Annotated in this window: 23 protein-coding genes and 1 pseudogene; 9 read left to right on the top strand and 15 right to left on the bottom strand. The window is 58.0% G+C overall.

Annotated elements, in window-relative coordinates; translation table 11 throughout:
- Nucleotides 1-422: 422 nt before the first annotated feature.
- The 4 genes from IDH41_RS18875 to IDH41_RS18860 all read right to left on the bottom strand — a co-directional run bounded on the left by IDH41_RS18875 (nucleotide 423) and on the right by IDH41_RS18860 (nucleotide 4,942).
- Nucleotides 423-1,088, bottom strand: coding sequence for a PDDEXK family nuclease (locus IDH41_RS18875; RefSeq protein ID WP_190863758.1), 666 nt, complete (start codon nucleotides 1,086-1,088; stop codon nucleotides 423-425).
- Nucleotides 1,089-1,283: 195 nt separating this feature from the next.
- Entirely contained in the window at nucleotides 1,284-3,392 is a 2,109-nt protein-coding gene (locus tag IDH41_RS18870; protein WP_190863756.1) for a methyl-accepting chemotaxis protein, read from the bottom strand.
- A gap of 125 nt (nucleotides 3,393-3,517) precedes the next feature.
- The gene (locus tag IDH41_RS18865; RefSeq protein WP_190863754.1) at nucleotides 3,518-3,943 is read right to left on the bottom strand and encodes a DUF6157 family protein; all 426 of its coding nucleotides are present in this window, start codon (nucleotides 3,941-3,943) and stop codon (nucleotides 3,518-3,520) included.
- 72 nt (nucleotides 3,944-4,015) lie between these two features.
- Complete coding sequence (locus IDH41_RS18860) at nucleotides 4,016-4,942, bottom strand: phosphotransferase family protein (RefSeq protein WP_190863752.1); 927 nt, start codon at nucleotides 4,940-4,942, stop codon at nucleotides 4,016-4,018.
- A gap of 205 nt (nucleotides 4,943-5,147) precedes the next feature.
- On the opposite strand from IDH41_RS18860, the gene IDH41_RS18855 reads away from it, so the two are divergent.
- The 6 genes and pseudogenes from IDH41_RS18855 to IDH41_RS18830 all read left to right on the top strand — a co-directional run bounded on the left by IDH41_RS18855 (nucleotide 5,148) and on the right by IDH41_RS18830 (nucleotide 8,705).
- A complete protein-coding gene (locus tag IDH41_RS18855) occupies nucleotides 5,148-5,642 on the top strand; it encodes an NUDIX domain-containing protein (protein ID WP_190863749.1) in 495 nt (164 codons plus the stop codon).
- Nucleotides 5,643-5,997: 355 nt separating this feature from the next.
- On the top strand, nucleotides 5,998-6,777 hold the full coding sequence (locus IDH41_RS18850; RefSeq protein ID WP_190863748.1) for a class I SAM-dependent methyltransferase: 780 nt from the start codon (nucleotides 5,998-6,000) through the stop codon (nucleotides 6,775-6,777).
- 61 nt (nucleotides 6,778-6,838) lie between these two features.
- On the top strand, nucleotides 6,839-7,237 hold the full coding sequence (locus IDH41_RS18845; RefSeq protein WP_190863746.1) for a nucleoside 2-deoxyribosyltransferase: 399 nt from the start codon (nucleotides 6,839-6,841) through the stop codon (nucleotides 7,235-7,237).
- Nucleotides 7,218-7,445, top strand: a pseudogene (locus tag IDH41_RS18840) (shikimate kinase); the annotation flags it as partial. The gene IDH41_RS18845 and the pseudogene IDH41_RS18840, both read left to right, overlap by 20 nt.
- 58 nt (nucleotides 7,446-7,503) lie before the next feature.
- On the top strand, nucleotides 7,504-8,220 hold the full coding sequence (locus tag IDH41_RS18835) for a M24 family metallopeptidase (RefSeq protein WP_190863744.1): 717 nt from the start codon (nucleotides 7,504-7,506) through the stop codon (nucleotides 8,218-8,220).
- 59 nt (nucleotides 8,221-8,279) lie between these two features.
- A complete protein-coding gene (locus IDH41_RS18830; RefSeq protein ID WP_190863742.1) occupies nucleotides 8,280-8,705 on the top strand; it encodes an HIT family protein in 426 nt (141 codons plus the stop codon).
- Nucleotides 8,706-8,808: 103 nt separating this feature from the next.
- On the opposite strand, the gene IDH41_RS18825 is transcribed toward IDH41_RS18830, so the two are convergent.
- From IDH41_RS18825 to IDH41_RS18810, 4 genes are all read right to left on the bottom strand, one after another.
- Nucleotides 8,809-11,283 carry a putative bifunctional diguanylate cyclase/phosphodiesterase gene (locus tag IDH41_RS18825; protein ID WP_190863740.1) on the bottom strand — a complete coding sequence of 825 codons (2,475 nt, stop codon included), beginning with the start codon at nucleotides 11,281-11,283 and terminating at the stop codon, nucleotides 8,809-8,811.
- 84 nt (nucleotides 11,284-11,367) lie between these two features.
- Nucleotides 11,368-12,741, bottom strand: a complete 1,374-nt coding sequence (locus IDH41_RS18820; protein WP_190863732.1) for a sugar ABC transporter substrate-binding protein — start codon at nucleotides 12,739-12,741, stop codon at nucleotides 11,368-11,370.
- Between the two features lie 380 nt (nucleotides 12,742-13,121).
- Nucleotides 13,122-13,778, bottom strand: coding sequence for an SGNH/GDSL hydrolase family protein (locus IDH41_RS18815; protein ID WP_190863730.1), 657 nt, complete (start codon nucleotides 13,776-13,778; stop codon nucleotides 13,122-13,124).
- A 132-nt stretch (nucleotides 13,779-13,910) separates the two neighbouring features.
- A complete protein-coding gene (locus tag IDH41_RS18810) occupies nucleotides 13,911-14,312 on the bottom strand; it encodes a c-type cytochrome (protein WP_190863728.1) in 402 nt (133 codons plus the stop codon).
- A 174-nt stretch (nucleotides 14,313-14,486) separates the two neighbouring features.
- On the opposite strand from IDH41_RS18810, the gene tatC reads away from it, so the two are divergent.
- Nucleotides 14,487-15,218: a twin-arginine translocase subunit TatC gene (gene tatC, locus IDH41_RS18805; RefSeq protein WP_397328204.1), complete on the top strand. Its 732-nt coding sequence runs from the start codon at nucleotides 14,487-14,489 to the stop codon at nucleotides 15,216-15,218.
- 20 nt (nucleotides 15,219-15,238) lie between these two features.
- A complete protein-coding gene (gene tatA / locus IDH41_RS18800; RefSeq protein WP_190863726.1) occupies nucleotides 15,239-15,442 on the top strand; it encodes a twin-arginine translocase TatA/TatE family subunit in 204 nt (67 codons plus the stop codon).
- A gap of 78 nt (nucleotides 15,443-15,520) precedes the next feature.
- Here tatA and IDH41_RS18795 read toward each other — a convergent pair whose 3' ends face one another.
- Complete coding sequence (locus IDH41_RS18795; protein WP_190863724.1) at nucleotides 15,521-17,236, bottom strand: GMC family oxidoreductase; 1,716 nt, start codon at nucleotides 17,234-17,236, stop codon at nucleotides 15,521-15,523.
- Between the two features lie 17 nt (nucleotides 17,237-17,253).
- Complete coding sequence (locus IDH41_RS18790; RefSeq protein ID WP_190863722.1) at nucleotides 17,254-18,030, bottom strand: gluconate 2-dehydrogenase subunit 3 family protein; 777 nt, start codon at nucleotides 18,028-18,030, stop codon at nucleotides 17,254-17,256.
- Between the two features lie 122 nt (nucleotides 18,031-18,152).
- Here IDH41_RS18790 and IDH41_RS18785 point away from each other — a divergent pair, with 122 nt between their 5' ends.
- On the top strand, nucleotides 18,153-18,845 hold the full coding sequence (locus IDH41_RS18785; RefSeq protein ID WP_190863721.1) for a hypothetical protein: 693 nt from the start codon (nucleotides 18,153-18,155) through the stop codon (nucleotides 18,843-18,845).
- A 16-nt stretch (nucleotides 18,846-18,861) separates the two neighbouring features.
- Here the strand turns inward: IDH41_RS18785 and IDH41_RS18780 are convergent, their stop codons facing one another.
- The 5 genes from IDH41_RS18780 to IDH41_RS18760 form a co-directional block, all read right to left on the bottom strand.
- The gene (locus IDH41_RS18780) at nucleotides 18,862-19,746 is read right to left on the bottom strand and encodes an NAD-dependent epimerase/dehydratase family protein (protein WP_190863719.1); all 885 of its coding nucleotides are present in this window, start codon (nucleotides 19,744-19,746) and stop codon (nucleotides 18,862-18,864) included.
- Between the two features lie 44 nt (nucleotides 19,747-19,790).
- Nucleotides 19,791-20,651 carry an aminoglycoside phosphotransferase family protein gene (locus IDH41_RS18775; RefSeq protein ID WP_190863717.1) on the bottom strand — a complete coding sequence of 287 codons (861 nt, stop codon included), beginning with the start codon at nucleotides 20,649-20,651 and terminating at the stop codon, nucleotides 19,791-19,793.
- Nucleotides 20,652-20,779: 128 nt separating this feature from the next.
- The gene (locus tag IDH41_RS18770) at nucleotides 20,780-22,669 is read right to left on the bottom strand and encodes an LTA synthase family protein (RefSeq protein WP_190863715.1); all 1,890 of its coding nucleotides are present in this window, start codon (nucleotides 22,667-22,669) and stop codon (nucleotides 20,780-20,782) included.
- A gap of 83 nt (nucleotides 22,670-22,752) precedes the next feature.
- On the bottom strand, nucleotides 22,753-24,513 hold the full coding sequence (locus tag IDH41_RS18765; RefSeq protein ID WP_190863713.1) for an ABC transporter ATP-binding protein: 1,761 nt from the start codon (nucleotides 24,511-24,513) through the stop codon (nucleotides 22,753-22,755).
- Nucleotides 24,510-26,267: an ABC transporter ATP-binding protein gene (locus IDH41_RS18760; protein WP_190863711.1), complete on the bottom strand. Its 1,758-nt coding sequence runs from the start codon at nucleotides 26,265-26,267 to the stop codon at nucleotides 24,510-24,512. Before IDH41_RS18760 ends, IDH41_RS18765 begins: the two co-directional genes overlap by 4 nt.
- Nucleotides 26,268-26,413 lie beyond the last annotated feature (146 nt).

Below are 26,413 nucleotides of genomic sequence, written 5' to 3'. Positions count from 1 at the left end.
ATGCCGTTAAACAAATTCAGTCCCCCTCTCCCATTCACATCCTTTAGTTACTTTAAACGATTACACCACCTCATTCAGCCGAGTATATATACATCTTTTGACTGTAGTTCATACAGTCAAAACGCCTCGCACCGTGCCGCTTCCCCGTTTGATTGGATTTTATCCAATCAAATCGGCCATTTCCCAGCCTTTTGGCCGGAAATGGCTATTTTGATTGGATTTTTTCCACCCAAACCTGCTCCTACCTCGACTAGCCAGCCATTTGACTGGATGAAATCCATTCAAACGGCGTTCTCCCGTCACGATCTCCCGTCTCCCTCCTCCGTCATATTAAACGGCAGGACCGACCAAGCCGCGAAGTCGCGTCAATGAGCATGAGCCGGTCCAGTTACACCAATGCCAGCCCGATCCCCTCCGAACCGCTACAACAAATAATCCAGCGTGCCCTCCTTCAGCTCGTAATACAGAACGCCCCTTCCGCTTGGTACAGGCTGAAGCCACCCTTTGCCGACCATAGCCTGCAGCCGTTTGCGGGCCGTGCGGAAGTCCATTCCGAGTCGCGCCGTCACATCGATGGGTCTGACCCTTCTGCCCAGCGACCAAGCCAGCCGCAGCACCTCCTTCTCCCCGGCCGATGCATCCGCGGCACCGGCGTTCTTCATCAGATGCGGACCGACGATCAGTTGCAGCATGGAGCGGCATATTTCCGGCCTGTTCTGCACGTCGTCGAACGAAAAATGCACCATCCGCCAGCCCATGCCCGTCAAAAAATTTTCCCGATTGAGCGAATAGCTGAACCGCTCCCTGTCCATATCCTTCACGTGGCTCTGATAGCCGTCGCATTCGATGCCGAATTTTCCGTATGCCGGCAGGAACGCGAAATCCAAAAACTGCGACTTCCGGTTCCAGTCGAAAATCTCGTATTCCGGGTGCAAATGGTCGAAGCTGCCGAACAGCGGCCACCATACGTTTCGCAAAAGCAGCTTCTCCGCGTATTGATGCCCTCTCAGCAGCCTGCCCTTCCGCTCGCCGCTCCTCCTGTCCGCATGCCGCCGAATAAACTCCTCGTGCGCGATCTCAAAGTCCAATCTCTCCAGCCTCCTTACCGTAAATGTAATGGTGTAATGTCTAACCTTCCGCCCGAGGCGTCGGCTACACAATTCGCAGCCCGTTCCCGTCAGTATGCGGCTACGCAAGCTTGTTTCGCGTTCCGCGATAAACAAAAAAACGCCCTTCGGCCGCATGGGCCAAAGGACGTTCTTCGTCATACCGATTATACCGTTTTACACTTTAAAATGCGACAGCCGCTCCAGCAGCTCCTGCACCATCTCGCTCAGCGCTTCGGCCGAGGAGGTGATCTCCTCCATGGAAGCGAGCTGCTCCTCCGAAGCCGCGGCGACGCTCTGAGCATCGGCGGATGCCTCCGACGCCAGCCCCGCGAGCTGCGCGACGCTCGCGGATATTTGCTCCGTGCCGGCCGTCATTTGCTGCGCGGCTGCGGACACCTCCTGGATCTGCCCGTTCACCTGCGTCATCTCCGTCAGGATCGCGGCGAACAAGAGCCCGCTGTCCGTCACGCTCTTCACGCCCTGCTCCACCTTCGCCTTGCCGGCAGCCATCGCCCGCGAGGCTTCACCCGTGTCGCTCTGCACGTGCTCGACAAGCTCCGTCACCTGGTCGGCGGCCTGCTTCGTCTGATCGGCCAGCTTGCGGATCTCGGCCGCGACGACGGCGAAGCCTTTGCCGTGCTCGCCGACTCTGGACGCTTCGATCGCCGCGTTCAAGGCGAGCAAATTCGTCTGCGTGCTGATGTTCGTAATCAGATCGATCATGCCGCCGATGGCGGCGGACCGCTCTCCAAGCCGGACAATCGCCGCGCCCGTCTCTTCGACCGAGCTTTGCAGCTCCTCCATCTGGCCGGCCGCCTCCCGCAGCCGGATGCCGCCCCGCTTCGTCTGTTCGGCGACTTCGTATGCCGATTCGGATACGGCGGACGAGGAGTCGGCAATTCGCTTCACGCCCGTCGCCATCTCGTTCATCGCCTGCGAGGACTCCGCCGCGTAATCGTTCTGATGCAGCGCCCCTTCGGCGACCCGGCTGATCGACTCCGCGATCGTCTCCGCCGCTTGGCCGGTCTGCTCCGCGCTTGCCGTCAACTGCCGGCTCGTCGCCCCGACCGCCGCGGAAAGCTCCGAGACGAGCTGCAGCATCGCGCGAAGCTTGACCGACATCGCGTTGAAATGCTCCGCCATTCGGCCAAATTCGTCGCCGGTCCGAACCTCGAGCCGCTGCGTGAGATCGCCTCCGGCCATCAACTGCAACTTCCCGGATAACGCGCGCAGCGGCGTTATGACCATCCGCCACACCAACAGGGCCAGTATCGCGCCCAGCACGAGAATCGCCGCGACGACCGCAAGGACCGAAGCCATTCTCGCCTCCGTATACGTTTCCATTATCGTCGCCTCTTCCACCGCCGCTTGCGTATACCACGTTTGATCGCTGCCCGGCATGCGGATCGGCTCGAACGTCCGCAGCACCTCTTGCCCCTTCGAGTTCATCGTGTAGCCCTTCAGGACGCCCTCGCTCGTCACCTGCCGCCATAACGCTTCCTTCTCCGGATTATCCCCGTACGGCTTCAGGACGGATTCCGGATCGTTCGGATTCGCCGCGTATATGCCGCTTGGGGCGATAAGCGAGACATATCCTCCGAGCGGCTCGTACTTCATTGCCTCCTCCTGCAGGTAGGTCAGCGACAGATCCACGCCGACGATGCCGAGGAAGGCGCCGGATTCATCCACGATAGGCTGGACCACGGACATCATTTCGATTTGCTGGCCGGCGGCTTCATACGTATACGGCTCCATGTAGGTCAGCTTCTTGCTCTCCTTCGCGAGCAAATAATAGTCGCCGGCGCCTTGCGTCTCGTAGTCCTTTAGCGGCTCCGCCGCAACCTTCCCGTTGTCCATGAACAGATAGGGAAGGAATCGTCCCGTACCGTCATCGTAGACGGCTTTGTTCCGGTTCGCCGCATCGTTGCCGTCGAACGCATTCGGCTCCCACAGCGTGTACAGTCCAAATGCCCCATGCCGTTTCTCCAGAACGCCCCTCAGCAGCGACACAACTTCCTCCCGGGAGAGGTCCCGCCGCTTTCTCGACTGTTCCAATACCGTACCCAGCGCCGCCAATGCGGATTCCCAGCTACGCATCTCGTCCATGAACTTCGCCGCGTACTCCTTGCCGGCCATTTCCGCCGACAGCTCCCCGTTCGCGACGCTGACCGTCTTCAATTGTCCCAGATTGACGAGCAACATCGAGCCGAACACCATCGCAATGACCAAACCGACGATCGAAATAAATTTGACCGTTAACGAAAGCTTCCGAAATACCCCCATGCCATCCACTCCACCTCATCGTGATAAGACATTAATCGACAAAATGCGACTATTTTTTCATAGTCCAAAATGCCTATAATTTCTTTCGGCGATAAAAGGATGGCATGCCGCCTATCCGGCGCCCGCTATTTTTTGCTGCTTCTCATTCCGGGCACGACCTTCAGCTTCCCTTCCTCGTTGCTCGCGAACCGGTGGTAGGCTTCCGACTCCATCGGGACGAGCGCCATTTTGCCCTCCTCGTTGAAATGGACGCCCCAGCCGTATTTCTTCGGCAGCATCGACGCCCGGAAGCACGCCTTCGGCTTCGAAAAAAATTCCGCCCGGATTTCCTCTCCCTTCTCAGCCAGAACTTCGGGCGAATAGCCTTTATGACGGACGTGAACCTCGTAGAGCATTTCCTCCTGCGTATAGCCGTACGGATGCCCGGCCGCAAGCTCGTACTCCAGTCCCGGCTTGGTCCGCCCGTCCTTCTTGTCCGGCGGCACCGTGCCGAACTCCGCCGGGCAATCCGGCGATACCGTAATGAATGTATTGTAGTAATTCCAATCCATACCGCTTACCTCCCCAGCGCTTTTTTATTACCATTATAACCCGCAGCACGTACCGTACTACACCACATAAAGCTAATTCGTCAAATACAGCAGTCGGTCGCGCGTATGCCGGTAAGCGTCCTGCCAGCCCATCTTCGCGTAGAAGCGCATCGCGTCGAGCCCTTTGTAGTAACGGGCGCCTAGCATTCTTTCCTTGAAATCGGGCACCGCGATCCCCTGCCGGTCATGGTATTCCCGAAAAGCCGCGATGACGTCATGCCCGGGCACCGCCGTCTCCGCAATCGACAGATCGATGAGAAAATCGCCGTACAGGCCGTTGGCGTCGATAATGCCGGTAATTGACCGGCCGTCCGTCAGCATATTCCAGGCATGGCAATCGTTATGGACAAAATGCCGGTGCGGCGCGTTATACGGCGCGAAAGCCATCAGCCGCGCGTAGCACTCGTCGAATACCTCCTTCTCCAGGCAGGTCGAACGGAACAGGTCCGTCCAATTTTCCCAGAAGGTTCCCGTCTGGTCTTCCTTGTAAAAGTCGGCAATATACTGCTGCCAAGTATCGTACGTTCCGTTCCCGTCGGCGTCCAGCCAGCCGAAGCCCCTCGTCCGGGCGACGTCGGCAAAGTTCATCTTCGTGACGACGCGGACCAGATCGGGCAGCAGCGAACCCTTTTGCGCATCCGGCAAATCCGCGAGCATGCCGCCCGGCAGGCGCTCCGAGACCGAATACGTCAAGCTTCCGTACCGCCCTTCTTCCAGCGCTTTCGGATACGGCACCCCTTGGGACGCCAGCAGGCGAGAAACGCAGCGTTCCCGCGCATACGCGCCTTCCAAATCGCTGAAACGAATGACGAAGGCATTACCGCCCTTTTGGAAAAAAAATACGCTGCTCAAATTGCCGCCCCCGACCGGGGATACGTCCTCTATCAGCATGCCGTACAATTCCTCCAGCAGCCGCGCTACATTTTCCTCGTTCAAGCTTGGTTTTTCGTAGGCCGTCATTGTCGTACCTCCCCGCAGGATTGTTAGGCGTACCTCTACGCTTTTCCTCCACATATTTTCCATTATTATAGACGGCTTGTGGGTTAAGGACAATCCGTTTTTACGCATTATAGCTTGCGCCTATGCCGATATTGGTTACCGATATTTCTATATTTTCCCTGATGGCGTTATAGTTGGGGAAAGTCTTGTTAAGGAGATGATGCCGATGCGTGAAAACGTATGGCAAGCGGCGGCTGGCGGAATTTATTTCGAGCATGGCCGCGTCCTGCTGGTCCGAATCGACTACGGACGGAACAAAGGCATGTGGATGCTGCCGGGAGGCTTCGTCGAAGCCGGCGAATCCATCGAGGAGGCTGCAGAGCGCGAGTTTAAGGAAGAGACCGGCCTTGCGGCGTCGGCCGGACGTTTGGCAGGCGTGCGGACCGGCGTGCAAGCAAGCGGCGACGGCGGTACCCTATCGAGCGTCTATTTCGTGTTTGAGATGCAGAACGTAAGCGGGACGCCCGCGAGGGATGAGCGCGAAATCTCCGAACTGAGGTTTTGGCCTCTCGAAGAGGTTGAAGCTTCCGATGCGGTAGTCGAGCTGAGCAATCAAATGATCACGCGGGCAGCATCGACCGCGAACGGACTTTTTCGCGGCACGCCGATTCGGACGAAGAACGCGTACAAATCGTACAGCTACTACGTGCCGAACGGGTAAAGCGGCAGGACGCGAGTGGCTGTCGCGCAACCGCGTCATTGCCAGCGCCAAGGTCCCCTATTGGCGATTTTGCAGGATAATTTAACCATTAAGCGAATACTCCATGATGTCGATCTAATACTGGGGTGTCAAAAATGAATCAAATAACAATTCGAATTTGCTCTGATAACGATTTGGACAATCTTGCTGTATTAAACAATCAACTTATTGAGGATGAACAACATGACAATCCAATGGAGCTCTTTTTCTTTTATTGAGGTATTTGGCAGTTTGACGCAATGGTCTATCCGCCAGGATTCCTAGTTTATAGTAATATGTTGTTAAACTAGCTGTAGAGAGAGGGTCTGATTCCCATATGGCGTTATACGATGTAATTGGAATAGAGTATGACACATCACGTAAAGCAGATTCAGAAATTACCCGACGGTTAATGAACCACCTGCAGGTTTTTGATGATTCAAAAATTGTTGATGTTGCTTGTGGGACCGGTAATTATACGGTCGCTCTATCAGAATTGGGGCTTAATATGACGGGGACGGATATATCGGAGGAAATGCTCAATAAAGCGCGCAGCAAATCAAATCATGTTGTTTGGGATCAAGCGGATGTTATTGATTTGCCGTATACAAACGGAGAGTTTTACGGGGCAACCTGTATTTTAGCGATACATCATTTTAAGGATTTATTGAATGCATTCCAACAAGTGCACAGAGTTTTAGATAAAGGGAGATTCGTTATTTTCACTTCTTCTCCAGACCAAATGGAACGGTATTGGTTAAAAGAATACTTTCCCAAGACGATGATTGATTCTTGCAATCAAATGCCAAGAGTTTCGGACGTAGTGGATTATCTAAAGAGAGCTGGGTTTAAAATCGAGGGGCTAGAAACATTCTTAATTCAACCGAGCTTACAGGACTTTTTCCTTTACAGCGGCAAACATGAACCAAACATGTACCTGAACCCGAAAGTACGTTCAGGAATATCAACCTTTGCTAATTTGGCATCAAAAGAAGAGATTAGCGTTGGCTGCACCCGACTAAAAAGTGATATTGAAAGTGGACGAATTCATGATATCCTAGATCGTTACAGTAGTGATCTTGGTGATTACCTTTTTGTGGTAGCTGATAAAAGGTAAATCTTTATTGAGCTACCTTGTTCTAACGGCGAACGATAGTATATCGGATTGGGGAAAGGACATGAAATTTTACATAGCATCCAGTCTCAGAAATGAAGATAATGTTCGGGTCGTTGCAGAGGTTTTGAAATCTCGTGACTTTATACAGACTTACGATTGGACAAAGCACTCAAAGGTGGATTCAATTTCGAAACTCCGCGAGATTGGCCAAGAAGAATTGGCAGGAGTCTTGGAGGCAGATATAGTAATTGTAATGATGCCTGCTGGGAAAGGCAGCCATGTGGAGTTAGGAATTGCTCTAGGAACTAAAAAGAAAATATACTTATACTCCCCAACACATGATATCAACGATTTTGGAACGACAAGTACATTTTATCATTTAGATGAAGTCGAACAGTGCATTGGTTCATTGGAGGATCTGATATCCACTGTTTCTAGAGATTTATTTCGTGGAGCTTGAGGCGGATTTAGATGTAAGACTTAACCGCAATAAAACTCCACTAAGACTGGAGCATAAGCCTACGAAGAGAAACATTGAATGGTCTGAACGGAATTTATTAACTTCGATGGAAAAACAAAGATTAAATTCAGAAGAAGGTGAGTTAACAAGGGAGAATTACATTAGAATAAACAACTCGATTTTGAGTGCAAATGAAGTTGCGGTGTGAATTAAAGAAAAGCTTCAATTATGAAAGTTACAAAGTTTAACCCAGGTGGAGGTAACTTGTGAAGCACTTCTCGGACTATCTTTATGTTCAATCGATTGCAAAAAGTTCGATGAAAGAACTAGGGACTTTCATTAAAGAGGGAATAACTGAACGTGAAATCGTAATGAAAGCGGAGGATATTTTAAGGCAAAAAGGGGTTGAGCGGTTTTGGTACTACAATATCGGGGCTTTCGTTCATGTGGGAACGAGAACAAACATTTCTGAATCAGGGAGGGATTACCGGCCGTCGGAGCAAAAAGTAGGCAAGAACGACATTGTGACGGTCGATCTGAGTCCGGAGATCAACGCATTCTGGGGAGACTATGCCCGTACCTTTATTGTGATCGAGGGTAGTGCGGTCGATGAAATTCAGCTTCAATGCCAACATAACTCTTTTGCAGACGAGTTTGGGCATGGGTTACATACAGAGAAGCAGCTTCGCCGTTTGTTTAAAGCGTATGTTGAGCCAGAAAAGACCTTTGAGGAAGTCTATCTCCATATGAACCGGGCGATCCAACAACTCGGTTACGTGAACCTCGATTTCGCTGGAAACCTCGGACATACCATTGAATTTCATAAAGAGGAAAGAAGTTATTTTGAACGAGGGAATACGAGGAAGATTGGAGAAGCGGCTTTCTTTACGTTTGAGCCGCACATTAAGCATGCGAACGGAGCGTACGGCTTCAAAAGAGAGGATATCTATTACTTCCGGAACGGCGAGTTAAAGGTCTTATAAACGAGAAACGGCAGTCCGGGCATTCGCTGCTTTAGCCGTCTTACTAAGGGGGAAGAAAGGTGCCCGAACGTACCTGTCTAGGTTGCCAGCTAGCCAATAAAGAGATTGAAACTAATATTATTTATGAAAATGATCGGGTCACTTGCATTCTTGATATCGCCCCATTAAATGAAGGTCACATACTGATCCTGCCTAAGAAGCATTTTCACGATGTCGATGACTTAGATGAGGTTACGGCAACAGTTATTATGCGTACATCTAGATTCCTCGCTAAGCTGCTAAAATCTCATTTTCAACCGGAAGGCATTACCATCCTTCAAAACAACGGAAAGTTCAATGATCTAACCCATTATCATATGCACGTCTTCCCACGCTACGAATCAGACGGTTTTGGTTGGTTAGAACCTATAGATGCAACAAATGCCAAAGGCCGCTTAAAAGAAACCGCGGCAGCTTTGGTTGCACTCATCCAGCCGTTACGCTAACGGTTACAAGAGCTCAATAAAACAGCGGCAGCTATGACTGTACTTTCTCGTTCCTGGCTGCCGCCGTGTGGATGATTGGGGTCGGTCTAAAACTTATAATACTTTATCCCACCAGCCGCCGCTTCGCCAGGATACTCCGTTCGTACGCATCCGCCGGAAGCGGCTTGCTGATGAAGTAGCCCTGCATCTCGTCGGAGCCGCGCTCCTGCAGGAAGCTGTACTCTTCCTTCGTCTCCACGCCCTCCGACACAACGGACATGCCAAGGTTGTGGGCGAGCGCGATTACCGCGGTGGCGATCGCCTGGTTGTCCTTGTTCCATAAAATGCCGTGCACGAAGGACTTGTCGAGCTTCAGCGTATCGACCTCGAATTTCATCAGGAAGGCGAGAGAGGAATACCCCGTGCCGAAATCGTCGATCGACAGATGGATGCCCTTCGCCTTCAGGCGCCTCAGCGTATCGTTAATAATCGCTTCGTTGTCGATGAGCACGCTTTCGGTAATTTCCACCTCGAGCCAGCGCTCCTCGAGCCCGGTATCGCGTATGACGCGCGACACGCATGCCATCAGCCCGCTCTCGAACTGCCGGCCGGACACGTTGACGGCCATGCGCATCGGCGGATAGCCCGCCTCCTGCCAAGCCTTGTTCTGCCTGCACGCTTCGCCGAGCACCCATTCGCCGATCGGGACGATAAGACCCGTCTCCTCCGCGATCGGAATGAACTTGTCCGGCGGGATAAGGCCCAGGGCGGCGTGATTCCAGCGCAGGAGCGCCTCGCTGCCGGCGATCCGCCCCGTCCTTGCATCGACTCTCGGCTGGTAGTGAAGCTCGAATTCGTTGTTTTCCAGCGCCCGGTGCAGGTCGTTCTCGATGCGCATCCGCTCGTGCGAGCGGGCCGTCATCTCGGGATGATAGAGCCGGTAGTTGTTTTTGCCCTTGGCCTTCGCCTCGTACATGGCCATATCCGCGCATTTGATCAACGTCTCGACATCCTCGTTGTCGTCCGGATAGTAGGCGATGCCGATGCTTGCCGAAATGTGAAGCTCTTGATCGAACACGGCAAACGGCTTGCGCAGCCCATCCAAAATACATTCCGCGACGGACGCCGACCGCTCCTTGTTCGCATTCAGCAGCAGCACGATGAATTCGTCCCCGGCGATGCGCGCTACCGTATCGTGCTCCCCGACGCAAGTCTGCAGCCGCTGCCCGACGAGCTGGATCAGCAGATCGCCCGCATGATGACCGAGCGAATCGTTGACGATTTTGAAGCGGTCCAAATCGACGAACAGGACGGCGTACTGCTGCCCGAGCAGCTGCGCCTTCGCCCGCGCCTCCTCCATCCGGTCGACGAGCAGGCGGCGGTTCGGAAGATTCGTCAAGGTGTCGTAGTACGCAAGCGTAATTTGATCCATCATCCGGTTAAACGCGCGGCCGAGCTCGCCGATTTCGTTAAACGCCTGGAAGTCGGTCCGCACCTTGAGATTGCCCTTCTCCCCTTCGAGCATAAGCTGCCGCAGCTTGCCGAGGGGCCTTCCGACGCCCCGCTGCACCAGAACGCCGACGAAGAACGCCGCCGCGACGCTGCACAGAAGCGCGATCCACGCGGAGCCCGCCAGCATGCGCCGCATCGGCGCCAGCAGCTCCTCCCGCGGATAATAGCCGATCAACGTCCAGCCCGATACGTCCGATCGCTGGTAGAAATAATTGTGCGCCACGCCGTCCCCGTCGCTTGCGACAAATTTGCCCGACGCGCCCGCCCGATCAAGCGCCGCGGCTGGCAGCGGTCCCGAATAAGCCGAACCGATCCGCTCTGCGTCTGCGGCATAAATAACGGTACGCAGCCGCTCGTCCACGATCGTATAGCCGCCTTTTTCGCCCAGCCTGAAGCTCGAGAACGCCTCGCTCATCTGCCAGGCCGGTATTTCGATCAGTATCGAACCGAGCAGCTTATCGTCGTGGAAGGGACTTCTGATCGTGTACGCAAGCGCCGCCATCGGCGCCGCGCCCAAGCTGACGAACGCGTCCTTGCGCGTATTCAGGAACACGCCGCCCGATTCCGTGGACTCAGGCCGCTTGAACCAATCCAGCGCCCGGATCCCGTCCCCGTTGCCGCTGCGGATTGCCGGAACGAGCGCCTCGCGGGGCAGCGTCGACAGCACCTTCGCCTGGTCGGGCGAGAAGAAGGTGATGGACGCGGCCGTCCGGTTGGCGTTCAAATAACCGTTCAGCATGCCGTGGACCCTGCCGGCCGCGAGCTCCCGATCCTCTCGCTCCCCGCCGAATACGAACATCATCAGCGTATTGAGCAGCTCCTGGTCGTGCGCCATCCGGACGGCCAGCTTGTCGTAATGCTGCAGCACGTTATCGAGATGACGGCTCGTCTGCACGACGGCTTGCAGCGATCCTTCCGCGGCTTCCTCCTCCAGAATGCCGACCGATTGCCGGTACGAAAAAACCGTTAACACGACGACGATCACAATAACGCTGATCAGCAAGGACACCGTCAGCCGGAAGGCCGTATATTTCGTCAGCCGCTTGATCGGCAGCGCGCTTATGCTGATTTTCGACGAACGGCGCATCGCCCAATCTCCTCCCCGCAAACGATTTGTGGCCCGAACGCCGGCAGCAGGCCCGATTCGGTTATCCGAACGGCCCGCATCCGCTTACGGGCTTTCCCGGCCTTGCGACAAGATGACATTGACTTCCCTCGCCGCCGCATCCAGCCTGCGCCGGATATCCTGCTCGCTGTTGCTGCCCGCGGCACCGGCGACCGTGTCCCATATTCCGCCAAAATGCTTGACGAGCGCCGTTTCGATCGGCCCCCACTGCGGAATGGACGGATACGACTTGCCGTGCTTGACCGATTCGGCGAAGGCGGCATACCCCGGCATTCCCGCAAGCTCCCTCGATTCGAGCCATTTCCGCTTGGCCGGAAGCATGCCCGTTCTGCTCGAATAGGCAAGCTGCGCTTCGTCGCCGGACAAGTAAACGATAAGCTCCCATGCTTCTTCCTTGTGCTTCGAAGCCCGCATGACCGCCAGATCGCTCCCGCCGACGAACGAATAGTTGCCCGACGGGCCTTTCGGCAGCGGGGACACGCCGATATCCTTCTCCCGGACGATGCCGCCGAGCCCGCCATCGTCGCGGGGGAGGATCAAGTCCTTGAACAGCCACGAGCCGGACATAATGACAGCCGTCTTGCCGTCGGCAAAATCGTTCTCGACCTGCGACGAGTTTTTGCCGAGCGAGACGCGGTCGATCAGGCCCTCGCTGGCAAGTCCCGTAAAATACGATACGCCGCGGGCCGCCTGATCGCTATGAAAGGCCGCGGATTTCCGGTCTTCCGTCAGGACGTCCGCCCCGGCTCCCCAAATCCAGGGGAAGAGGTTATGGGCCACGTTCCAATCGCCCCGGCCCGGCACTTCGAAGGCGGACAACGATTCCCCGCCGATGCGGACGCCGTCGACTTTGCTCAGCGCGTCCTTGAACGTCCCCCAGTCGCGGAAGGCCGCTTCCGGATCGACGCCGGCCGCCCGGAACGCGTCCTTGCGGTAATACAGAACGCGCGCTTCCACGAACCAGGGCACCGCGTATACTTCCGGCTCCCCTTCGATCATCGTCGAGCGCCAGCTTGCCGGCAAATAAGCCTCCGCGCCGCCGACGTCGCCGATCTTATCCGTCAGCTCATCCAGCCCGTCCATCGCTGCGACCGCAGGCACCCATGTCGTGCCGAGCTGCAAAATATCGGGCCCATCGCCGCCCGTCACCGCGCCCAGAATATCGGACCACGCGGTGTCCCAGCTTAGAACGTCAACCTCCACCGACAGATTCGGACGCTGCTCCATATACGGCTCGATCGTCGCTCGGAAATGCCGCTCCGCCAACGGCGTGTTGGCGATAATCCAAGCCCGCAGCGCAATCCGCTCCGCCGCCGGCGCTTCCGGAAGCCCCGGCGGTTCGGCCGCCTCCCGGCAGCCCGCGGAAAGCGCCAGCAGCGCAAGAACCCCGATATACGGCAGCTGCAGTGTTCTTCCCATTGTCCCGCGCCCCTCCTGATGTCTCTCTCTTTTGCAATCCCACAATATGTAAGCGCTTTAATTTTGAAAGACCGAAATGAATCTATAGAGGCCTTTCGTCGTTGAGCGACCGCGTTTAGAGGCAGGTTGTATCGCCGATAACAATTCCGGCTTCCGATACCATCGGAAATTTATCCATTCTTATGTGGTCATAAAAATATGTCGAATCCGCCAATTTACTGTAATTATATGTGCCGCTGGTAAAATGTTCAATACGCCTCGACAGTTATTTTTGCAGATTATTCAAGCTTTGCGGCCCGAACCGGCTTCCCGAGGAACGCGGAGAAGGGCCGCCTAAGCCTCGGAAGGCTCGGGCGGCCCTTCATCGCGTTCCTCGCCGATCAGCTGAAGCATGCCAATTTGCTTCTTAGCACCGTATCCAGCCATTGCTTCGCGATCAGCTCGTGGCCGGCCGCCGTCGGATGAACGCCGTCCCACAGCCAGTAACGCGCTTCGGCGCGTCCGCAAGCTTCGTCGAACGCTTCTTGGAGCGGGACGAATACGGCGCCGTATTGCTCCGCCAGCGCGCGGACGGTCCGCCGATAGGCCGCCATTTTCTCGGACCATGCCTCCCAATTCTGTCCGGGCGCGCCGGTATTCAGAACGAACGGCTCGCACAGCACGAGCGCCGCGTCCGGCAGCACCTCGCGCGTCTCTTCCAGCAGATGGCGGTAGGCGCGCTCGAACCGGTCGGTTACGCCGCTCGGATTCCCGCTCATCGTGCGCCAGGCGTCGTTGACGCCGATCAGGATGCTGATCAGGTCGGGGCTGAGGCTGATGGCATCCTCGTTCCAGCGCGCGTACAGATCCGAAGCCCGGTTCCCGCTGATGCCGCGGTTATAAAATACGGGCCGATGCTCCGCCCACTCGAAGCCGAGTCTCGCTCCGATCAAATAAGCGTAGCTGTGCCCGAGAATATGGTTCGGATCGTCCGTCCGCCCCCTCGCTCCGTCCGTAATGGAATCGCCTTGAAATAAAACAACCCGGTTTTTCTCCATGTTCGTCCTCCCTTCGTTTCCCCTATTATAGGCCAAGTCCGGTCGGAAGGTCATTCGAAAATCAACGACCCGGAAAATAAAAAACGCCGTCATCGGATGAACCGAATGACGGCGCCGCACGCTTCCTCATCGCTATTTATGACCCGCAAGCCATTCCGACAGCGCGGCGATCTGCTCCTCCGGCAGCTGTCCCTTGTACGCGGGCATGCCGTTGCCGCCGTTGCTGATTTGAGCGTGGATCTCCTCAACGGACATTTCCGCGCCGACGTGCTGCAAGTCCGGCCCCATGCCTCCCGACAGGTCCGCGGCATGGCAGCTTACGCAGTTTTGCGCATACAGGGACTCGGCTTCCGCCGCGTTGACCGCGTCTCCCCCGTCGCCCGCACCCGTATCGCCGTTCGTGCCGTTCGCCGCGCCATTCGTTCCGTTATTCGTTTCGTTCGTCTGATCATTGGCCGCATTGCCTCCGCAAGCGGTCAAGCCGATCGCGAGTACGATGACGGCGGTCCAAATGAACGTATGCTTTCTCTTCATCGTCATTACCTCCTGTATCAGGGAATATAAGGGTATCGTTCCCCAATCGGGACCCGCGTATCCGGGCGAGCCTTCTTGCGCCGTATCCGGCGGCGCCGCGCATAACGCGGCGTCTATGGGTTATTCTAAGGACAAGGTGGTTAATAGAAGCAATAATGGGAGCGAGGCGATAAGGTGGATATGCAGGAGGATCTCGTCAACCACTTGACCGAGCTGCGCAAAAGGCTTCTCATCGTCATGGGAAGCTTCATCGCCGCGATGAGCGGAGGGCTGTATTTGTCCCCGGCGATATTGCGGTATATCAAATCCGGCCCGACCACGGAAGCGGTCGAATGGAACGTTTTCTCGTTCACGGACGGCCTGTTCATCTATTTGCGCTGCGCCTTCCTGTTCGCCATTCTGTTCACGCTTCCCGTTCTTCTGTACCAGACATGGGCGTTCGTCCGCCCCGGTCTGACGGACAACGAAGCGCGAGGAACGCTGGGCTACGTCCCCGTATCCTTCCTGCTGTTTTTGTCGGGCGTATCCTTCGGCTATTTTCTCGTATTTCCGATGATGCTCGGGTTTATGATCGAGATGAACCATAACGTGGGCGCCGTCGAAACGTACGGGATCGACCGGTATTTCTCCTTCCTGTTCAGCGTCGTGTTCCCGCTCGGAGTCGCGTTCGAGATGCCGCTTATCATCCTCTTCCTGACGAAGATCGGACTGCTGACGCCCGAACGGCTGAAGGTAACGCGCAAATACGCCTATGTCGGTCTGGCCGTAGTCGGAGCGTGCATCTCTCCGCCGGACTTCGTCTCCCATCTGTCCGTCACGGTACCGCTGCTGCTGCTGTTCGAGATCAGCGTGCTCGTATCGCGGCGATATGCCAGACGGCCAGCCTCCATCCCTTCCCATACTTGAATCAAAAAGGAGACCTGCATATGTTCAACAACATCGGCGTTTCGGGGTTAATCATTATTTTGCTTATCGCGCTCATCGTGTTCGGGCCCGCCAAGCTGCCGCAGCTCGGCCGGGCGTTCGGCGATACGCTGCGCGAATTCAGAAGCTCGACCCGCGGCATCGTGGACGAGGAACAGGAGCAGCCGTCCCCGACCGCCAAGGATGACGTGAAGAAGCTGCTTTAAGCGCGTCGCCCGGGAGAGAAGAGGGCCGTATCCGAATCGTTCGGGTACGGCCCTCTTTCGCTGCTTTGCTTCCTTCGGCTAGACCAGCAGGCCGCCTTTATCCTTGTATTTCAATATGCCCTCGGCCGCGCGGTAAGCCAGCGCCCCTACCGTCGACGTCGGATTATAGCCGGCGTTCTGCGGGAAAGAGCTCGCCCCGACGACGAATACGTTATCCGCGTCCCACATCTGGCTGTAGGTATTGACCGCCGAAGCGTCCGGCTCTGATCCCATCATGACGCCTCCCGTGTTATGCGTCGACTGGTAGGTCATAATTTCGTACGGTCCGAGCTCCTTTAAATAATCGACCTTGTCCGCCCCCATCTCCTTCATGATCTCCGAGCACCGCTCCGCCAAAAATTTCGACATCTCGCGGTCCTGCTGCTCGAAATCGAACGTAATGCGCATGAGCGAATCGCCGTAGACGTCCTTGTAGACCGGGTCCAAATCGAGAAAATGGTGCTTGTACGCCATCGATGCTCCCTGCGTTCCGATCGAAAGCGCGCGATTGGCGTAATGCAGCGATTTCGTCTTGAATTCAGGCCCCCAGGCAGCCGTTCCCGAAGGAACGGGATTGTTCTGGATCGGGCGGGCGCCGGTCTGGCCCAGCGAGACGACGCCGCCGTGAATGAAATTCAGTTCGGAGTGGTCGAAATTGTCTCCGTTGTAGTCGTCGAGGGAAACGCCCAGCGCCCCCGCCCCCGCAAAGTTGTTGAACTGCTGCTTCTCGAAGAAGCCGATCGCGCTGCCTTTGATAACCTGATAGGCATAGTTTCTGCCGATGACGCCCCTTCCCGTCGCCGGGTCGTACGGCCTTCCGAGCTCCGACAACAGCAGCAGGCGCACGTTGTTGAACACGTAGCTCGTCACGACGACGATATCCGCCGGCTGAACGATTTCCTCGCCCGTCGTTACGTCCGTATACAGGACGCCGGTCGCCTTGCCGCCCTTGTGCATAATTCTCCGGACGTTCGAATGGGTGCGGATCTGAAAATTGCCCGTCTTGTTGGCGACCGGAATGACGGTCACGACCGGATCGGCCTTGGCTCCGTATTCGCAGCCGAACCGCTCGCAATAGCCGCAATACTGGCACGCCGCGCGGGAGATGCCGTCGGGGTTCGTGTAGTTTTCCGACAGGTTGGCCGATGGCACCATATACGGATTCAGCTTCAGGCGCCCGGCGGCTTCCGCGAACATCTGCATGGCGGGCGTCTTCTTCATCGGCGGGGTCGGATACGGATTGCTTCGTTTGCCGCCGAGCGGGTTCTCTTCGCCCGATATGCCGGCCATCGTCTCGAATTTGTCGTAATACGGCTCGAGCTCGTCATAAGTAATGCCCCAATCCTGTATCGTCATTTCGGCGGGAATCTTGCCCTTTCCGTACTTCTCGACCGTCTTGCTGCGGATTTCGAAGTCGTAAGGCAAGAAACGGTAGGTTTGCCCGTTCCAGTGCACGCCCGCGCCGCCGAGACCGTCTCCGATCAGAAACGAGCCGTACTGGCGCATCGGAAGCGCGCGGATCTTCTCGTTGCTCCGGAACGTGATCGTTTCCTTGGACAAATCCTGCATCAATTCGTAACGAAGCGCGTAGCGCAGCTCGTCGTGCACCATGAAGTAGTCCTCGGTCTTTCTTTCCTTGCCCCGCTCCAATCCGACGACGTTCAAGCCGCTCTTCGTCAGCTCGGAGGCGATGATGCCGCCGGCCCAGCCGACCCCTACGATGACGACGTCGGTTTTCGGTAATGTTTTGGCCATAGTATCCTCCCGCTCCGCTAATGAGAAACCAAATGATCTTGCAGGCTTGCCGGTTCGATTTCCGTGAATTCCTTATCGATGATGGCGGTGAAGCTCATCTGGTTGCCCGGATAACCGCGCATCCGCCACCCGTTCATATCGAGATTGCCCCCATACAGCGGGTCGCTGTATGCGCCTTCGAGCGTGCCGCTTCGCAGCATTTTGAAAAAACCGCCCGCGGAGATCGTCGTCAGCTTGACCTCGTCCGACTCGAAAGCCTTCAGCACCTCGTCCTGCTGCTCGCCCGTCAATTCTACGAAGCTCTTCTCGTACCGGGTCATGCTGAAATTGTCCATCTCGCGCAGCCCGATCTCGAATATTTCCCTCCGTTTCAGACGGCCCTGATAGCCTTGCTCCTTCTCGCCCGTATAGAACGGCGGCGACATATAGTCCCGTCCGTTGAAGCCCCATTCGCCGGCCAGCTGATGGTCGATGAAGAAAGCCACGCCCAGCGATTTCGCGCCCGGATTGTTCTCATCCTCGGGAAAAATGCGTTCCGTCGCGCTCTCGACGATCCGGAACTGCTCCTGGTTAAAAAACATAAGCGCGCGGTTATAGTTGGCGGGAGCGGCCTGCCCCGCTTCTCGCGGATTAGCGGGCGCGGGCTTCGCGGCCGGCTTTCTCCCGATGAGCGTGCCGAGCGCTCCCCCTACGACGATGCCGCCCAGGGCATAGCCCGTATTGACCAGAAACTTCCGCCGGGAACGATCGACCGCACGCTGCTCCGGGCTTTTCTTCTTGTCGCTCCGATCCATAGCCTGCACCTCCTGGAATGTTCAACTTTCCGTTTTATTATTTTCCAGGAAGTCATGAATATTCATTTTATGGTGCGGGTTAACCTAACAGCAAAATATAGGCTATGGAGGATGAGGAAACGATGGGATTCCGATCGAGAACACTGCTTGTATTGGCCGCGGCCGCTTGCGCGTTAACCGGCTGCGCGAACGCGCCCGCGCCCGCGCCGGAGTCGCGGCAGCAAACGGAACAACAAGTACAACAAGCGCAGGCGCTGCATGACCCGTCGGTCATTCCGAACGCGGCCGGGCCGAAGTTCCGTTCGACCAATGAGCACGGCAATACCACATACGGAATGGGCACGTCCGTCTACAGCATGATCGGCAGCTCCGGGTTGAACGCGAACGGCTTCTCGGCGCATCTGGAGTCGAGACTCAGCGGTGCCGGCATTCCCGACGTCCGCGTATTCGTCTTCGACGATACGGTCGTGCTCGCCGCGGAGAAGCGCGAGGCGTCCGCCTCGCAATACGACGACGTTCAGCGCAAGCTGCTTAATCGGAACGAAGGGCTATCGGGCAACGGGGTCTCGCCGGGCGGCGGCCTCGGCGGCATGAAGGGCGCGGATGCGGGCAGCCATGACAATTTAAGCATGGCCGCCAGCCGGATCAAAGCATTCATGGGAGGAGACGTCAAAGTTCTGACGGTTACGGGGAAGAAAGCGGTAAGAACGATCGAGCGGATTCGCGAGGACGCGCTTGCCGAGGAGATGTCCCCCGCTAAGATCGCGAGCGATATCCGGGTTTTGCTCGAGCTTGTGAAGGCCGGAGGAGGCTGAAGCTCGGGAAGCCGGCTTACGACTCCGTTTCGGCGACGATTTCCCGAATCAGCGGCGGCAGCCACTCGCCGAGCGGCCGGAACGAGTAGCCGGCGGCCTCCGCCTTGGCCGTGTCCATATGCCATGGCGCGGGGACGCCGAACGGCGACATGTCCGCGTCCTCCGTCTCCCGGAGGACGCGGGCCCGCTTGCCCGCCGCCTCTTCGATCATCGCAATGACGCGCCCCGGCGACGCCTCGCCGCCCGAGCAGGCGTTGACCGGCCCTTCGAGGCCGGACCCGCCCAGCCAGTCGAGGAACGAAGCCGCCTCCTCGGAGGAGATGAACGACATGACTGCGCCCTCGTTCGGCACGCCAATCGGCTGCCCCCGCAGGACGTGCTCGACGTGGAAATGCAGCCGGCGCGTATAATCGTCCGGACCGAGCACGATCGGGAACCGCACCGCCGCCGCGGGGAAGGCCGCCTTTTGGAACAGAACGGCTTCGACGAGCCGCTTCCCTTCCGCGTAATCGGCCTTCTCCGGATACGGTTCGGGAAGCGGATAGCGGTACGGATCGAAGTCCGCTTCCGTCAACCGGACTTCGCCGAACGGGTAGACGCTCAGCGACGAGGTGACGATATATTTGCCGACGCGCCCGTCGAACAGCCTCGCGGCCTCCTCCGCTTCCTGCGGCGTGTAGCAAATGTTGTCGTACACGACGTCGTAAGAAGAGGAGCCGATCGCGGCGCGCAGCGCGTCCGGATCGGTCCGGTCCGCGCGCAGCCGCTTCACCGCGCCGCCGAACGGATCGGGCGCATTCCCCCGCGTGACGATCGTGACGTCCTCCTGCCGTTCGACCAATCGCTCCACGAGCCTTTTGCCGAAGAAACGGGTACCGCCAAGTACGAGTATTTTTTTCATCCCGTTCAATCCCTTCTTCCGATTATTTTGCGGCAGCCTCCGGCTTACCTAACCAGCGCCTTCCAATAGCTCCAAGCTTCCTTGTACGCATCCAGGTCTTGCGGGTGATGCCGGCGGCAAATGCCGATGCGGCAATACAGCTGGAAGACGACCTCGTCGATAAGCCGCTCCTCCTCGGCTCGCCCATGCTGCAGCAAGGCGTGGGACGCGCGCAGCGTCTCGATCGTCAAATCGTCGGGCGAGGAGCAGAACGCGTACGTAAAGTCGTACAGCACCGGCCCCGCCATCGGCGAAGGGTCGATGACGCCCGCAAGCTTGTTCCCGCTATATACGAAGTTGTGAACGCCCGTATCGCCATGGAGCAAATACTTGGCTTCGGGTCCTTCGTCCTTCAATCGCTTAAACAGCGCCCTAGCGAGCCGCTGGTCCTCCTCTGACAGAAGCCCTGCCGTATCTTCCGCCGCATAGGCGAGGCTGCGCTCGTTGAATTCCCGCCAGGACGCGCACGGATACTCGATCCGCCCCCACCCGGCGGACGGCTCGGCCGGCTTGTACCGGTTAAGAAGCCGCTCGACCAGATCCGTCATCCAGTCCAGCTTGGAGCCGCGGTTGTCGTAAGTCGTGCCTTCGATATACGTGTACAGGATGAACGTTTTCGAAGGATCGGCGTACAGCAGCCTGGGCAATAGCTCGCTCTCCCGGTAGGCGGTCAGAAACATCTCGGCCAGCCTGATTTGCGTCGGGTCGTCCAGCTTCAGCACGTACTTCGTCTCCTCGCCGCAGGCGAGCGTATAGACGAGGCCGTCGGTCGTTCCCTTCCGGTTCCGAATCGTGAAGTCGGCGCTTTCGATGATCGCGCTCGCTTGGATTTGCCGCAAAATGCGGTTCACGTCAGATCGTTGCATATCCCTCTAATCCCCTTTACGGATCGGTCAAGCTCTATTCCTACTATTTCCCCGATGCCGGCGGATCTCCTTCTTTCCGGCTGACCAAGTGTAAGCGGCTGACGCCGTCCTTTGGCGGCATAAGCTCGTTACGGCTCCCGCTTCGGCAGCAGCCGGACGTAGTCGTCCGACAGCCGCATCAGCTCGAGAATATAGTCGTAATCGCCGCGATAGGCGCTGAAGTCGATAACGGGCTTCATCGACCGGATATCGATGGCCGTGCCGTCTTCGAACCCTTTGCCGGGGACGAACAAAATTTCGTTATTGAAGAACGAGCCCGTCGGCAAATAGTACCGCATCCCGATCACGTTGCGCTCGATATGAAGCAAATCCTGACCGAACGCCGCATAGCCGGCGTCCTTCAGCGAGAGGCCGAGCAAGCCGGCGACCGTCGGCATGATGTCGACCTGCCCGCCGACCTGCTCCACGACTTTGCCCGCCGTCCCGGGCACATGGATGAGCAGCGGGATGTTGAATCGGCTGACGAGCTCGTTGTACGCGATCCCGAGCTGCGCGCTTGCCCATGCCGCGTCGGTGTCCTGCGACTGCAGGCCGAAGTGGTCGCCGTATACGACGAGCAGCGTATCTTCCCACAGCCCGCTCGCTTTGAGCCCGTCGATGAATTGGCCGAGCGCGTAATCGGTATAGTTGACCGCCGTTAAATAGTCGCCCAGCTGCGTGCCCGCCAGCCGCTCCGGCACCGCGATCTTCCGGCGGTCGTGCGGCACCTTGAACGGATGGTGGCCCGAGGTCGTCACGATCTGCGTATAGAACGGCTTGCCCTGCGCCTGCAGCGCTTTCAGCTCCTCGAGGGCTACCCGGTACAGCTCCTCGTCGGACGCGCCGAAGGCGTTGAAATGATCGTTGTTGAAGCTCGGCTTGTCGTAATAACGGTCGAAGCCGAGCGCCGGGTACATCCGGTTGCGGTCCCAGAACGTCACCTCGTTAATATGGAACGTGCTCGTCTCGTACCGTTCCTGCCGAAGCAGCCGGGGCAGGCTTGGGATCTCCCGGTTTCCGTAGCCCGTCGACATCGCGATCTCGCCGGTCGGATAGATCGACGTGTTCGACATGAATTCGGCGTCCGACGTGTTGCCCTGGCCGATCTGCTGGAAGAAATGCGGGAAATAGAAGCTCTCGTCCGCCAGCTTGTTCAGCACCGGCGTCACCTCCGTTCCGTCCAGCTTCAGACGGATCGGAAAGTTCTGGAACGCCTCGAGCTGGACGACGATGACGTTCATTCCCTTAGCCGCGCCGAATAGATCCGGCTTCCCCGCAGGCGCACCGCCCTCGCCCGCGTAAGGATACGACGCCTGCAAGCTCGCCGCGGCGGCGGCGGTCTCCTCGGCGCTGCCGTCCTCCAGCGCTTTCTTCTCCTTGCCCGCCTGAAGGCCGGCCGCGATCTCGTAATTAATAAAGCCGAGGCTTTCCGCCTGCACGAGCTCGTTCGGAATGCCGCTTCCGGAGCGGATATAGAAGAACGAGACGGCCGCGCACAGTACGGCGATGCCCGCGAGAATCGCCGGTCTTGCGATCCGCTTGCGGCCTTCCTTGCGAACGCCCCTTATTCGGTTAACCGCATAAAAGATTAACCCGATGACAAGATCGAGAAAAAACAAATAGTTCGCGGCTTGGATCGTCGATCCGACGCTGTCCTTGATCTGCAGCACCTGATCGAGCCCGTGCAGCGCCGTATACGTGGGAACGGTGCCATAGTAGCTGAAGTAGAGCGTAGACGCGAACAGCAGCAGCGACAGCAGCGCGTTCAGCGCGCCGTGCGCCGCCGCCCTCCATCTGGCGGGAATAAACAGCTCGACAAGCGCCAGAGGCACAAGGACCGCGGCCGCGTCGGGCAGCAGCTTGTCCGCCTGAATGCCTTGGAACACGAAGTGGCGGAACAAGATCATTTTGAGCATAATCAATACAAAAACAAGAAGAACCGGGGACCGGCCGCCCCCGTTATCGGTGAATCGCAGCATATCTCTCTCTCCTTCCGGCGCCCCCCTCGGTGCGCCGCCAGATCGTACGGATGAATCTGTCGCGCTTCCTCGTCTACCGCTGGCTAACCTTCGTCGCCGTGCCACAGCTTGCGGAACGATTCGCTGCTTGCCAGCAGCTCCTCCGCCGTGCCTTCCGCCTCGATCCTGCCGTCTTTCAGCACGATAATGCGGTCGGCCTGCGCCAGCGCCGTCTTCCGGTGCGAGACGACCAGGCAGGTCGCGTCGCCGCGTTCGCGGAACAGGCGGGCCCACAGCTTCCGCTCCGTCTCGACGTCCAGCGCGCTCGACAGATCGTCGAACACGTACAGCTCGCTGTCGCGGACGAGCGTCCGCGCCGCCGCCGTCCGCTGCGCCTGGCCGCCGGACAGCTTGACGCCGCGCGGGCCGATGACGGTGTCGAGCCCGTCCTGCATGCGCCCGATGTCTTCCTCGAGCACCGCGGTATGAAGCGCCCTCTCCAGCCGGTCCTCCCGATCCGGGAGGCCGAGCAAAATATTTTCGCGCAGCGTGTCGCTGTACAGCCTCGGCACTTGGGCCGTATAGGCGCTTCTCGGCGGGATGAAGAACGCACCCGGGTCCTCCACCTTGCGCCCGTTCCATCGAACGGTGCCGCCGTCCTTCGGCAGCAAGCCGAGCAGCGTGCGGACGAGCGTCGTTTTGCCCGAGCCGATCGGCCCCGTCACGACGGTGAACGACCCTCGCGCGAGGCGCAGGTCGATCCCTTCGATCCCTCTTCCCGTCTCGGGGTAACGGTACGTCAGTCCCGTCGCCTCCAGCCGCTCGAGCCGCTCGTCCTTGGGCAGCGCCGCCGCTGCCGCATCCGCGTCTTCTCCGCTCAGATGCAAGGAATGGGCTTCCGTCAGCACCGCGGCCGGCGCGCCTTGCAGAATGCCGGTCAGCCGCAGAAGCGCGACCGCCATTTGCTTGAAATACGTCAGAAACTTGCCGAAGTTCGAAATGAACTGCGTCACGAACGTCAAATAGTAGACGAACAACGAGAAATCGCCGACCGTAAAGTCGCCGCCGCGCATTTTCTGCCCGGCAAGCAGCAGGATGAGACCGGTGCCCAGGTTGACCGAGTTGGAGAAGATCGAGTCCAGCGACTCGGTCATCAATTTGTCCTTCAGCATCGTTTTGCGGCGGTCGTCGTTCAGCTTTCGGAACCGGTCGATGACGCGCTTCTCCGCGCCCGCCACCTGGATCGCCTGCACGCTGCCGAACATTTCGCTGATCGCGCCGGTCACCTTCGCCGTCGATTCGCGGCTGTCGGAGCGGTATTTCTGCAGCCGGGTCGTTGCGAGCTGGGCGGCTACGACGACGATGACGAGCGGCAGGAAGACGAGCAGCGTCATCTGCGCGTCGATGCGGATCAGAATAAAGCAGGAAACCGCGGCGAAGCACGTCATGCCGAACACGTCGACGGACCAGCTGACCGCCTCCTCCGATTGATCGACGTCGTCGCGGAAGTGGCTGATCGCCTCGCCCGGCGAGCACGGAATCGCCCGCGCCCCCGGCTCCTTCAATACATGCTCCAGCAAATTCCGGCGCAGCAGCATGCCCATCCGGAACCGGAAGTTAACGTCGGTAATAAAGCCGATCACGATCGTCGCACAGCGCGCGAGCGCCGCGCCGAGCAGCAGCGCGATCAGCCCCCACGTGCCGAAGTCCGCGGCCTCGCTTGCCGTAAGCGAATCGAAGAACGCTTTCGTAATCAAGCCGGGAAAGATCGGCATCAAATAAATGACCGTCCACATGAAGGCGTTGGCGATGTACCAGCCCTGACGATAGCGGATCAGCCGCCACATATACGTGAACGTCGTCATGCCGTCACCTCCTCAAGGCCCGCCGCCAGCATCCGGCTGAAGCGCGAATCCGGATCGGAAGCGAGCTTCGTCCGCGATCCAGCCTCCACGATTCGTCCTTCTTCCATAATAACAATTTGGTCCGCCCGCTGCACCGTCGCCAGCCGATGGGCGATAATGATGCACGAGCGGTTCGTCAGCAGCTTGCCGACGGCCTGCTCGAGCCGGTATTCCGTAAGCGGATCGAGGCGCGACGACGCTTCGTCCAGGATGACGACGCCCGGATCGGTAAGAAAGACGCGCGCGAAGGCGAGCAGCTGCGCCTCGCCGGCCGACAAGCTGCCGCCGCCCGACGCGAGCGGCGTATCGAGCCCTTCCGGCAGCGACGCGTACCAGCCGCCAAGGCCGAGCTCGCGCAGGACCAAGGCGATCGCTTCGTCCGATATGCGCTCGTCGTAGAAGGTCAGATTATCCCGCACGCTTCCTTGCAAAATCTCGATGTTTTGCGTGACGAGCGCCACCTTGGAGCGAAGCTGCGGCAGCGTGCACGAGCGGATGTCGGTCCCGCCGAGCTTGATGCTGCCCTGCTGCGGATCGTAGAAGCGGAGCAGCAGGCGGGCAAGCGTCGTCTTGCCGCTGCCGGTGCGGCCGAGCAGCCCGAGCACTTTGCCCGGCTCGAGGCGAAGATCGATTTCCTTCAGCGTCGGGTCGTCGTCGTAGCCGAACGTTACGTTGTCCAGTTCGACGGACAACGGGCCTGCCGGAAGCTCCGCTCCCGGCCCGTCCTCGATGCGCGGCCGCGTGGCGAGCAGCTCCCGGATGCGAAGCAGACTGGCGTCCGCCTTTTGCAAATCCTCGATTTGGGTGCGGATCTTCTCGATCGGCTTCGCCAGCAGCTCCGTGTAGTAGAAAATCAGGTAGACCGTGCCGATGGATATGCTGCCCGCCTTCCACAAATAAGCGCTGATGGCGAACGCCATCGCGTTGCCGAGCGCGAACACGACGATCGTCGTGATCCACATCGACGAGAAGCCGAGAAACGCCTTGCGGCGGAGCGGCAGCATGCGGCGCAGCAGCGAATAGAAGCGGTTCATGACGAAGCCGGTCGCTCCGTTCGCCCGCGTATCCTCCGTGCCTTCGAGATGCTCGCCGATAAAGCCGTAGAATTCGGCGTTCACCTGCCGCCATTTGGCCCATACCGGAACCGCGAACTTGCGGATCCATTGAATGACGTATACGGCGAACGCGACGAACAGCAGCATCCCGGCGCCGACCAGGACGTTCTCGCGGAACAGCAGGATAATGATCCCGAGCATGAGCAGCAGATTGCCCGCCAGATGGATGATGAAGCTGGAGAAAAAGTTCGCAAGCGCGTTCACGTCGCCGTCCACGCGCTCGATGATCGAGCCCGACGTGTTCGATTTGTGAAACGACATATCGAGCTTCAGGCAATGCTCCGCCAAATCGCCGCGCAGCCGGTTCGTCGTGCGCCAGGCGAGATTCTCGCCGGCATAGGTCGCGATGACCGACACGAGCTGCTGGATGAGCGAGAAGCCGATGAAGACGGCGGCCGCGTAATAGAGCGGCTCGAGCGCCTTGTCCGATTGCGCCGTATCGATAAAGTAGCGAATGATTTGAGGATTAACGAGCTGCAGCCCGATGGTCGTGAACAGAAGGAGCGCGAGCCCGATCAGCGGCTTCTTCTGCGGGAGCAAATAACGGCTCAGCATCGCGTAATAGTCCCGGGTGGCGTTCAAGCCTTTCTTCTTGCCCATGTCCGTCTCCTTTCGTGAAGAGCAGCGGTAAATATAGCTACTCTATCCGAATCGGCCGTCGCCGTCAATCCATAATTGCCGTTAATATGTTACACTATCAAGTAAATTCTTATATTTTAAAAAAATGATAGAACTCATCGAGGAGA

It is taken from the genome of Paenibacillus arenilitoris, from assembly GCF_014705655.1.
GTDB classification, from domain to species: Bacteria; Bacillota; Bacilli; order Paenibacillales; family Paenibacillaceae; genus Pristimantibacillus; species Pristimantibacillus arenilitoris.
The sequence above is the reverse complement of the archived record's forward strand: the minus strand, read 5'-3'. Positions and strand labels throughout refer to the sequence as shown.

What these genes read in the sequence shown, in the direction of transcription:
- IDH41_RS18870 (WP_190863756.1), bottom strand. Translation starts at nt 3,392, where the DNA reads ATGGGGGTATTTCGGAAGCTTTCGTTAACGGTCAAATTTATTTCGATC.
- IDH41_RS18865 (WP_190863754.1), bottom strand. Translation starts at nt 3,943, where the DNA reads ATGGATTGGAATTACTACAATACATTCATTACGGTATCGCCGGATTGC.
- IDH41_RS18860 (WP_190863752.1), bottom strand. Translation starts at nt 4,942, where the DNA reads ATGACGGCCTACGAAAAACCAAGCTTGAACGAGGAAAATGTAGCGCGG.
- IDH41_RS18855 (WP_190863749.1), top strand. Translation starts at nt 5,148, where the DNA reads ATGCGTGAAAACGTATGGCAAGCGGCGGCTGGCGGAATTTATTTCGAG.
- IDH41_RS18850 (WP_190863748.1), top strand. Translation starts at nt 5,998, where the DNA reads ATGGCGTTATACGATGTAATTGGAATAGAGTATGACACATCACGTAAA.
- IDH41_RS18845 (WP_190863746.1), top strand. Translation starts at nt 6,839, where the DNA reads ATGAAATTTTACATAGCATCCAGTCTCAGAAATGAAGATAATGTTCGG.
- IDH41_RS18825 (WP_190863740.1), bottom strand. Translation starts at nt 11,283, where the DNA reads ATGCGCCGTTCGTCGAAAATCAGCATAAGCGCGCTGCCGATCAAGCGG.
- IDH41_RS18820 (WP_190863732.1), bottom strand. Translation starts at nt 12,741, where the DNA reads ATGGGAAGAACACTGCAGCTGCCGTATATCGGGGTTCTTGCGCTGCTG.
- IDH41_RS18815 (WP_190863730.1), bottom strand. Translation starts at nt 13,778, where the DNA reads ATGGAGAAAAACCGGGTTGTTTTATTTCAAGGCGATTCCATTACGGAC.
- IDH41_RS18810 (WP_190863728.1), bottom strand. Translation starts at nt 14,312, where the DNA reads ATGAAGAGAAAGCATACGTTCATTTGGACCGCCGTCATCGTACTCGCG.
- tatA (WP_190863726.1), top strand. Translation starts at nt 15,239, where the DNA reads ATGTTCAACAACATCGGCGTTTCGGGGTTAATCATTATTTTGCTTATC.
- IDH41_RS18795 (WP_190863724.1), bottom strand. Translation starts at nt 17,236, where the DNA reads ATGGCCAAAACATTACCGAAAACCGACGTCGTCATCGTAGGGGTCGGC.
- IDH41_RS18790 (WP_190863722.1), bottom strand. Translation starts at nt 18,030, where the DNA reads ATGGATCGGAGCGACAAGAAGAAAAGCCCGGAGCAGCGTGCGGTCGAT.
- IDH41_RS18785 (WP_190863721.1), top strand. Translation starts at nt 18,153, where the DNA reads ATGGGATTCCGATCGAGAACACTGCTTGTATTGGCCGCGGCCGCTTGC.
- IDH41_RS18780 (WP_190863719.1), bottom strand. Translation starts at nt 19,746, where the DNA reads ATGAAAAAAATACTCGTACTTGGCGGTACCCGTTTCTTCGGCAAAAGG.
- IDH41_RS18775 (WP_190863717.1), bottom strand. Translation starts at nt 20,651, where the DNA reads ATGCAACGATCTGACGTGAACCGCATTTTGCGGCAAATCCAAGCGAGC.
- IDH41_RS18770 (WP_190863715.1), bottom strand. Translation starts at nt 22,669, where the DNA reads ATGCTGCGATTCACCGATAACGGGGGCGGCCGGTCCCCGGTTCTTCTT.
- IDH41_RS18765 (WP_190863713.1), bottom strand. Translation starts at nt 24,513, where the DNA reads ATGACGACGTTCACGTATATGTGGCGGCTGATCCGCTATCGTCAGGGC.
- IDH41_RS18760 (WP_190863711.1), bottom strand. Translation starts at nt 26,267, where the DNA reads ATGGGCAAGAAGAAAGGCTTGAACGCCACCCGGGACTATTACGCGATG.